This window comes from Herbaspirillum lusitanum P6-12 (genome assembly GCF_000256565.1).
Taxonomy (GTDB): Bacteria; Pseudomonadota; Gammaproteobacteria; order Burkholderiales; family Burkholderiaceae_D; genus Herbaspirillum; species Herbaspirillum lusitanum.
This window is the reverse complement of record NZ_AJHH01000056.1, coordinates 1-7,754: the sequence shown is the minus strand read 5'-3', so window position 1 is coordinate 7,754 and position 7,754 is coordinate 1. Positions and strand designations below refer to the sequence as shown.

Here is a 7,754-nt window from a genome sequence, read left to right as displayed (position 1 = left end):
GCGCGCGCGCGCGCGCGCGCGCGCGTCAGCTCGGTGACTTCAAAGGCCACCACGGCGATGCCCTCGATGCTGCCGTCGGTCTTGAGCATGGGTTGGTAGACGAAATCGAAGAAGCGTTCGTCCACCTCACCGGGGCTGCGGCGCAGCCTCACACCCATCGAGCGTCCGATGTAGGGCTCGGCGGTGCGATACACGTTGTCGAGCAGGTCCAGCACCGTTTGGCCTTCCAGTTCGGGCAGCGATTCGCGCACGCTGCGGCCGATGATGGGCCGGTTGCCGACCAGTTCCTGGTAAGGCGCATTGGCCAGTTCGAAGACATGATTGGGGCCGCGCGTGATGGCGATGGCGACCGGCGCCTGGGCAAAAATCGTGGCCATGCGGTCGGCATGGCGCTTTTCCATGGCGCGGATCTGGGAGCGCAGCAGCATGGATTCGATACGGGCGATCAGCTCGCGGCTGGAGAACGGCTTCACCAGATAATCGTCGGCGCCGGCGGCCAGGCCTTCCAGGCGCGCCTCTTCACCGGAACGCGCCGACAGCAGGAAGAACGGGATGTCCTTGCTGGCGTCGTTGCTGCGCAGCGCGGCCAGCAGGCCGAAGCCGTCGAGCTGCGGCATCATGACGTCGGACAGGATCAGGTCGGGCGGATTGGCGCGTACCGACTCCAGCGCTTCTACACCGTTGCCGACCGCTTCGACGCGCCAGTGCGACTGCAGCAGATTGGACAGGTATTCGCGCATGTCGGCGTTATCGTCGGCGACCAGGATGCGTGCGCTCGCCGACAGCACTTGGTTGGCGCGATTGCGCTCGGCTGTTGCCGCGTCTTCCGGTTCTGCGGTATTGCCGTTCCTGGCGCCGCTCCAGCGGTCCGCTTCGGCGGCATAGGCGTCGCCCAGCGGGCTCAGGCTGGAATTGACCGGGCCAAGCGATTCCACCACGCGCTCGGACGGCAAGTGAGCGCGGCCGCTCGGGATGGTCAGCGTGAACGAGGAACCCAGCTCAAGGTCACTGTCGACGCCGATGGTGCCGCCTAGCAGCGTGACCAGGTCGCGCACCAGCGCCAGGCCGATGCCGGAACCTTCATGGGTGCGCGATTGCGACCCTTCGATGCGGTGGAAGCGCTTGAACACCAGCGGCAATTGGTCGCTGGCGATGCCGACGCCGGTATCGCTGACGGTCAGGCGGATGTGGTCGCCGTGACCTCTGAGGCGGACGCTGATCTTGCCGGCGAAGGTGAATTTGAAGGCGTTCGAGAGCAGGTTGAGAACGATCTTTTCCCACATGCTCGGGTCGACGTAGGTTTCTTCGGCGAGCGGTGGGCAATCCACCTCGAACGTCAAGCCGGCGCCCTCGATGGTGGAGCGGAAAGTGCTGGCAAGGTCGGCGGTGAACGCCGCCAGGTCAATCTGTACGTAAGAGGCTTGCGTGCGGCCTGCCTGGGTGCGTGAAAAATCGAGCAGTGCGTTGACCAGCCGCTGCAGGCGCAGAGCATTGCGCCGGAGCATTTGGGCCCGCTCCTGCTGGACCGGCGGCAGGCCATGTTCCTTGTCGGCGATCATATCGTCGAGCGGCCCCAGCATCAATGTGAGCGGCGTGCGAAATTCGTGGCTGACGTTGCTGAAGAACGTGGTCTTGGCCTGGTCCAACTCCGCCAGCAGGTCGGCGCGCTGCTTTTCGGCTTCGACCGAACGGGCATTCTGGATCGCCATGCCGACCTGGCCCGCCAACAGATTGAAGAAGGTCGCATAGTCCTCATCCAGCGGCCGGGTCGGATTGACGCCGCAGATCAGCACCCCAAGCGGATGTTCCTGCCCCGGCGTCTGCAGCGGCAACATCACCGCCTGGCGCAGCGGCTGATCGGCCGGGCCGAGCGGCAACGTGTCGAGGCCGCTGACGTCGACCACGGTTTTTCCGCCCGCGCCCAGCGCTTGCGCGAATGGCCAGAACGTCGGGGTGGCCTTGGCGTCATTGCCAACATGGCTAACAGCCGTGGTGTCGACGTCCACGTGTCCAACGTCGGCGCTATCGGGGACGACCAGGCTCAGGGGCAGGATGTGCACGCTTTGTTCCAGCCGGACCTGACGACGGTCGCAGTCGGTCAAATACAGCAGCGCAAACGGGATGTCATCGGGATTCTGCGCCAGGATCGCAGCGGCGGTGGCGGCTGCGCCGCTGGCGGTTTTTTCGACCAGCGCTCGTTGCGCGAGCTCGGACAAGGTGCGCAGGCGGCGCGCGTTGAGATGCTTGGAAGTCATTTCCGCGTTGGTGCAGAACAAGCCCCCGACCTTTCCTGACTCATCCCGGATCGGGCTATAGGAAAAGGAGAAATAGTTTTCCTCCAGGCCGGAGTCGCGGTTCATGAAGAGCCGGATATCGTCCACCAGCGTCGCCTCGGCGTGCTGGAACACTTTGTCGGCCAGCGGTCCGCAGATATCCCAGATCTCCGCCCACACTTCGGTCACCGGACGGCCGAGCGCCCACGGGTGCTTGGATTCGCTGAGGACGGCGATGTAGGCGTCGTTGTAGAAGAAGGTCGCTTCTTCGCCCCAGCCCAGCCACATCGGCTGGCGTGAATTGATCATCAGGCTGATGGACGTCTTCAGGCTTTGCGGCCAGTTGTCGATCGGCCCGAGCGGAGAGGCGGACCAGTCGTGGTTCAGGATCAGTTGTCCGAGGGTGCCGGTGCCCTGGAGGAAACTGTATGGCGTGGATGCGGCGTCAAGCTTCATATGCAGCCTCTGTATTCACCTTGGTGAAGCGTATTTTTGGATTTTGGGTAGTGAATCTGTTGACCTCAGGAATCGGTCTCCGGCCGGACAACGCGTGCGCAAAAGGGTACGGACGGCAGAGGATTTCTTCGCCTGCCAATGTTACGAAGAAATGGAAAAAAAGTGGCGTTCGCCGCGAGCGCGGCAAACTTTCTTACCGGGGATTCAGTGTTTGTCCTACGCCAAACGTTGTCATTTCTCATCTTGAGCAGCCGGGCGGCGTGCTCCTCGCTTTTCACGCCTTCGGCGATGACCTTGCCTCGATCTTCCGCGCGCAGGCAGACCACGAACGTCTTGCCGAAAATGTTTTACTATCTGAAAAGCAATAAAGCCCGCATACGCACAGCCCCTACGGAGACACCATGCCTGAGCTTCCCGATTACAACGACGTGGTCGCCGCCGCCGGACGCATCGCCGGTCACGCCCACAAGACGCCTGTGCTGACATCGCGTACGGCCGATGCCGAGATCGGCGCGCAGGTTTTTTTCAAGTGTGAAAACTTCCAGCGCATGGGCGCGTTCAAGTTCCGCGGCGCCATGAATGCGCTGGCGCGCTTCACGCCGGAGCAGCGCAACGACGGCGTGGTGACGTTTTCATCCGGCAACCATGCGCAGGCCATCGCGCTGGCGGCGCATGAGCTCGGCATGCCGGCCACCATCGTGATGCCGGAAGATGCGCCCGAAGCCAAGGTGGCTGCTACGCGCGGATACGGCGGCAAGGTGGTGCGCTTCAATCGCTACACTGAAAACCGCGAAGAGATTTGCACGGCGCTGGCCGAGAAGCACGGCCTGACCATGATTCCGCCCTACGATCACCCCGACGTGATCAGCGGGCAGGGCACCGCCGCCAAGGAACTGTTCGAAGAAACCGGGCCGCTGGATGCATTGTTCGTCTGCCTCGGCGGCGGCGGACTGCTGTCTGGCTCGCTGCTGGCGGCCAAGGCCCTGTCGCCCGATTGCCAGACCTACGGCGTCGAGCCGGAGGCCGGCGACGACGCGCTGCAATCGCTGCGCGCCGGCAAGATCATTCACATCGATACACCCAAGACCATCGCCGACGGCGCCCAGACCCAGCACGTCGGTCATTACACTTTCGAGATCATCCGCCGCGACGTGGCCGACATTTTGACCGTCAGCGACGACGAGTTGGTGGCGTGCATGCGCTTTTACGCGGAGCGCATGAAGATGATCGTAGAACCGACCGGCTGCCTCAGCTTCGCCGCGGTGCGAAAGATGAAAGACCAGCTCAAGGGCAAGCGCATCGGCGTGATCGTCAGCGGCGGCAATGTCGACCTGGCCAAACTGTCGGGCTACTTTGCCGCGGCCTGAACCGTTTTACACTCTCCTTTCACACTCTTTATCCGACATCAGGGAAACAACCACAATGAGCAACACCAACGACACCGCATTGCGCACGCTATATCCGCCCATCGCGCCGTATGAGAGCGGCATGCTCGACGTCGGCGACGGCCACAGCGTGTACTGGGAAACCTGCGGCAATCCCAAGGGTAAGCCGGTGGTGTTCCTGCACGGCGGTCCGGGCGGCGGCTGCGGCCCGTCGCACCGGCAACTGTTCAATCCGGAGAAATACCGCATCGTGCTGTTCGACCAGCGCGGTTGCGGCCGCTCGCAGCCGCACGCCAATCTCGACGCCAACACCACCTGGGACCTGGTGGCCGACATCGAACGCTTGCGCGTGCTGCTGGGCGTCGACAAATGGCAGGTGTTCGGCGGCTCATGGGGCAGCACGCTGGCGCTGGCTTATGCCGAGACGCATCCCGAGCGCGTCACCGAACTGGTGTTGCGCGGCATCTTCCTGCTGCGTCAGTCGGAGCTGGACTGGTATTACCAGGAAGGCGCATCATGGCTGGCGCCGGATCGCTGGGATGAATTTCTGGCGCCGATTCCGGAAGCCGAGCGCGGCGACCTCATGAGCGCCTATCGCAAGCGGCTGGTCGGCGACGACGAGGCCGCCAAGCTGGAGGCGGCGCGCACCTGGAGCCGTTGGGAAGCCAGCACCGTGACGCTGGTGCCCGATGAAGGCATGATCGCCGGTTTCAGCGACGCGCACTTTGCGCTCGCGTTCGCGCGCATCGAGAACCACTATTTCGTCCATCACGGGTTCATGGAAGAAGGCCAGTTGCTGGCCAATGCCGGCCGCCTCAAGGGTATTCCGGGTGTGATCGTGCAAGGCCGCTACGACATCGTCACGCCGGCCAAGTCGGCATGGGATCTGCACAAGGCCTGGCCGGATTCGACCTTGCATCTGGTCGGCAGCGCCGGCCATGCGTACAACGAGCCGGGCATCCTTGATCAGTTGATTCGTGCCACCGACGGTTTCGCCGACTAGTCCGAGCGCGTCTTGTGCGAGACGACTTCGTCGATCAGGCCGTATTCTTTGGCGCGTTCGGATGACATGAAGTTGTCGCGCTCAAGGTCGCCGGCGATGCGCTCCATCGTCTGGCCGGTGTGCCGGGCCAAAATACTGTTGAGACGTTCTCGCAGATAGAGGATTTCGCGCGCCTGGATTTCCACGTCGGTCGCGGTCCCCTGCGAGCCGCCGGATGGCTGGTGCACCATGATGCGGGCGTTGGGCAAGGCCAGTCGTTTGCCGGGCGCGCCGGCCGCCAGCAGGATGGCGCCCATGCTGGCCGCGAAGCCGGTGCACAGTGTCGACACCTGCGGCCGGATGAACTGCATGGTGTCGTAGATCGCAAGCCCGGCATAGACCACGCCGCCCGGTGAATTGATATAGAGTGAAATATCCTTGTCCGGATCCTCCGATTCGAGAAACAGCAACTGCGCCACGATCAGGTTGGCCGATTGGTCGGTGACCGGCCCGACCAGGAAAATGATGCGTTCGCGCAGCAGCCTTGAGTAGATGTCGTAGGCGCGCTCCGACCGTCCCGATTGCTCGACGACCGTGGGAACCAGGTCCAGAGCGCGAGGTGAAAATGCAGGCATGGCGTGTCCTTTTTCGTGAAATGTGGGTGTAGGGACATGACGGCCGCCGCCCGCCGCGCGTGACGAAATGAAAATATTTTTCGCCGGCTGTCACGTTTTCGCCGCCCCGGACGTCAACAAGGGAGGCAGTAGCTCAGCGCTGCAAACATGGAGAGACCAATGACAAGAAGCCCGATCAGCGCCACCGCCACGTTCGAAGCCGCACGGCGACGGCTACTGTCGATCGCTTACCGCATGCTGGGCAGCGTGGCGGAGGCGGAAGACGTCGTTCAGGAAACCTGGATCCGCTGGCATGAAGCACAGGACCTGTCGCTGACAACGCCGGTAGCCTGGCTCACTACCGTAGCCAGCCGGCTGGCGATCGACCGTCTGCGGCATTTGCAGCACCAGCGCGCCACCACCGCCGTGCCCTGGCTGCCGGAGCCATGGATGGACGAGCATGCGCCGTCGCCCGAAGATGCCGTATCGATGCTGTCGGATCTGTCGTATGGCGTGCTGCTGATGCTGGAGCGCCTGAGCCCGGACGAGCGCGCGGCCTTGCTATTGCATGAAGTGTTTGATTGTCAGTACGAGGAAATCGCACGCACGCTGGACAAGACGCCGGTGCATTGCCGTCAGTTGGTGCGCAGGGCGAAGGAGCGCGTGCAATCGGATCGGGTGCGCAGGATTGCAGACGAGCAGGTGTGTCGCGAGACGGCGCAGGAATTTGTCGCGGCGATCTGTCGCCAGGACAAACAGGCGATGCTGCAGCTGCTGGCGCCGGATGCCGTGGTGATGGGCAATGGTGCAGCCGGTGCGCAGGCTGCAAGCAGTTTTGTCAGCGGCATCATGTCGATGGAGTTGTCCGGGACGTACATCGCCTGCGTCGGCATCAATGGCGGATGGGGCGCGACATTCCTGCAGTATGGAAAAATCGCGCTCGCACTCAGCTTCGACATGGAGGGGCCGGCAATCCGCACGATTTATGCAATTGCCGGTGTTGCCGGAATTTCCGATCTGGGCCGGCATGGACATGGTTGTTCGCCGGCCGCTTTGCAGCTACTCCAGGAGGCCGTCACGGCAATGGATTAGCAAGAAGCGCCGTGCACACTCGCTTGCTTTGCCGGATCATAAGCGCTTGCCTGCGGCTTTTTTATTATCGACATGACAATAATCACTAGCAACGAAGTGCCCGGACTGATCACGGCGGAAGACGGAAAAGACTATTGCGCCTGGCATGCGGCCATGCCGGAGTACCACGGCAGCGAGTGGGGCCGGCCGGTGGCCGACGACGTGCGTCTGTTCGAGAAGATTTGCCTGGAAGGGTTCCAGTCAGGCCTGGCGTGGATCACCATCTTGCGCAAGCGCGAGAATTTCCGCGCCGCGTTCGACGGCTTCGATTTCCACCGGGTGGCGCGGTATACCGAACCGGACATCGGACGCCTGCTCGGCGACGCCGGCATCATCCGCAACCGCGCCAAGATCGTCTCGGCCATCAACAACGCTCGCCGCGCCATCGAACTGGTGGAGGAGGCCGGCTCGCTGGCTGCCTGGTTCTGGCAATTCGAGCCGGCCGCCAAAGACCGGCCCAAGGTGCTCACGCTGGATTACTGGCAAGCCAATCCCACCTCGGAAGCCTCGGTGGCATTGTCGAAGGCCCTCAAGAAGCGCGGCTGGACCTTCGTTGGCCCGACCACCATCTACGCCTTCATGCAGGCCATGGGCCTGGTCAACGACCACCTGACCGGCTGCGCCTGCCGCAAGACCGTGGAGGCGGAGCGCAAGGCGTTCAGGCGGCCGGGTTGAGCAATCAGATCCCGCCCATGCACAGGTACTTGATGACCAGGTAGTCGTCGATGCCGTAGTGCGAACCTTCTCGCCCCATGCCCGATTGCTTGACGCCGCCGAATGGCGCGACTTCGTTGGAGATCAGGCCGGTGTTGATGCCGACGATGCCGCTTTCCAGACCTTCGGCGACGCGCCAGATGCGGCCGATGTCGCGCGAATAGAAATAGCTGGCCAGCCCGAACTCGGTATCGTTGGC

General features: G+C 63.0%; 8 protein-coding genes. 5 read left to right on the top strand and 3 right to left on the bottom strand.

Annotation, left to right across the window (positions count from 1 at the left end; genetic code table 11):
• Positions 1-2,729: ATP-binding protein (locus HLUSI_RS26600; RefSeq protein WP_016832442.1), on the bottom strand; the 2,729-nt coding region annotated here is incomplete at its 3' end.
• Between HLUSI_RS26600 and HLUSI_RS32295 the strand changes: the two genes are divergently transcribed.
• From HLUSI_RS32295 to pip, 3 genes are read left to right on the top strand one after another with little or no spacing between them, the layout of a single operon-like run.
• Positions 2,702-3,097 (top strand): hypothetical protein, encoded by a 396-nt coding sequence (locus tag HLUSI_RS32295; RefSeq protein ID WP_157137720.1) that lies wholly within the window; start codon positions 2,702-2,704, stop codon positions 3,095-3,097. The genes HLUSI_RS26600 and HLUSI_RS32295 overlap by 28 nt on opposite strands.
• A gap of 33 nt (positions 3,098-3,130) precedes the next feature.
• Positions 3,131-4,096: a threo-3-hydroxy-L-aspartate ammonia-lyase gene (locus tag HLUSI_RS0102300; protein ID WP_016832441.1), complete on the top strand. Its 966-nt coding sequence runs from the start codon at positions 3,131-3,133 to the stop codon at positions 4,094-4,096.
• 55 nt (positions 4,097-4,151) lie between these two features.
• Positions 4,152-5,117: a prolyl aminopeptidase gene (pip, locus tag HLUSI_RS0102295; RefSeq protein WP_016832440.1), complete on the top strand. Its 966-nt coding sequence runs from the start codon at positions 4,152-4,154 to the stop codon at positions 5,115-5,117.
• Here pip and clpP read toward each other — a convergent pair.
• The gene (gene clpP / locus HLUSI_RS0102290) at positions 5,114-5,731 is read right to left on the bottom strand and encodes an ATP-dependent Clp endopeptidase proteolytic subunit ClpP (protein ID WP_016832439.1); all 618 of its coding nucleotides are present in this window, start codon (positions 5,729-5,731) and stop codon (positions 5,114-5,116) included. The two genes, pip and clpP, sit on opposite strands and share 4 nt — an antisense overlap.
• A 159-nt stretch (positions 5,732-5,890) precedes the next feature.
• Here clpP and HLUSI_RS26595 point away from each other — a divergent pair, with 159 nt between their 5' ends.
• Both HLUSI_RS26595 and HLUSI_RS0102280 read left to right on the top strand, forming a co-directional pair.
• Positions 5,891-6,802 (top strand): sigma-70 family RNA polymerase sigma factor, encoded by a 912-nt coding sequence (locus tag HLUSI_RS26595; protein WP_016832438.1) that lies wholly within the window; start codon positions 5,891-5,893, stop codon positions 6,800-6,802.
• Positions 6,803-6,874: 72 nt separating this feature from the next.
• Positions 6,875-7,516, top strand: coding sequence for a DNA-3-methyladenine glycosylase I (locus HLUSI_RS0102280; RefSeq protein ID WP_029363027.1), 642 nt, complete (start codon positions 6,875-6,877; stop codon positions 7,514-7,516).
• A 4-nt stretch (positions 7,517-7,520) separates the two neighbouring features.
• Here the strand turns inward: HLUSI_RS0102280 and HLUSI_RS26590 are convergent.
• Positions 7,521-7,754, bottom strand: a 234-nt coding sequence (locus HLUSI_RS26590; RefSeq protein WP_016832436.1) for an aldehyde dehydrogenase family protein, incomplete at its 5' end; no start/stop codon positions are given.

Bases quoted from the DNA above. Each gene is read 5' to 3' on its own strand.
- HLUSI_RS0102280 (WP_029363027.1), top strand. From the start codon at position 6,875: ATGACAATAATCACTAGCAACGAAGTGCCCGGACTGATCACGGCGGAA.
- HLUSI_RS0102300 (WP_016832441.1), top strand. From the start codon at position 3,131: ATGCCTGAGCTTCCCGATTACAACGACGTGGTCGCCGCCGCCGGACGC.
- clpP (WP_016832439.1), bottom strand. From the start codon at position 5,731: ATGCCTGCATTTTCACCTCGCGCTCTGGACCTGGTTCCCACGGTCGTC.
- HLUSI_RS32295 (WP_157137720.1), top strand. From the start codon at position 2,702: ATGGCGTGGATGCGGCGTCAAGCTTCATATGCAGCCTCTGTATTCACC.
- HLUSI_RS26595 (WP_016832438.1), top strand. From the start codon at position 5,891: ATGACAAGAAGCCCGATCAGCGCCACCGCCACGTTCGAAGCCGCACGG.
- pip (WP_016832440.1), top strand. From the start codon at position 4,152: ATGAGCAACACCAACGACACCGCATTGCGCACGCTATATCCGCCCATC.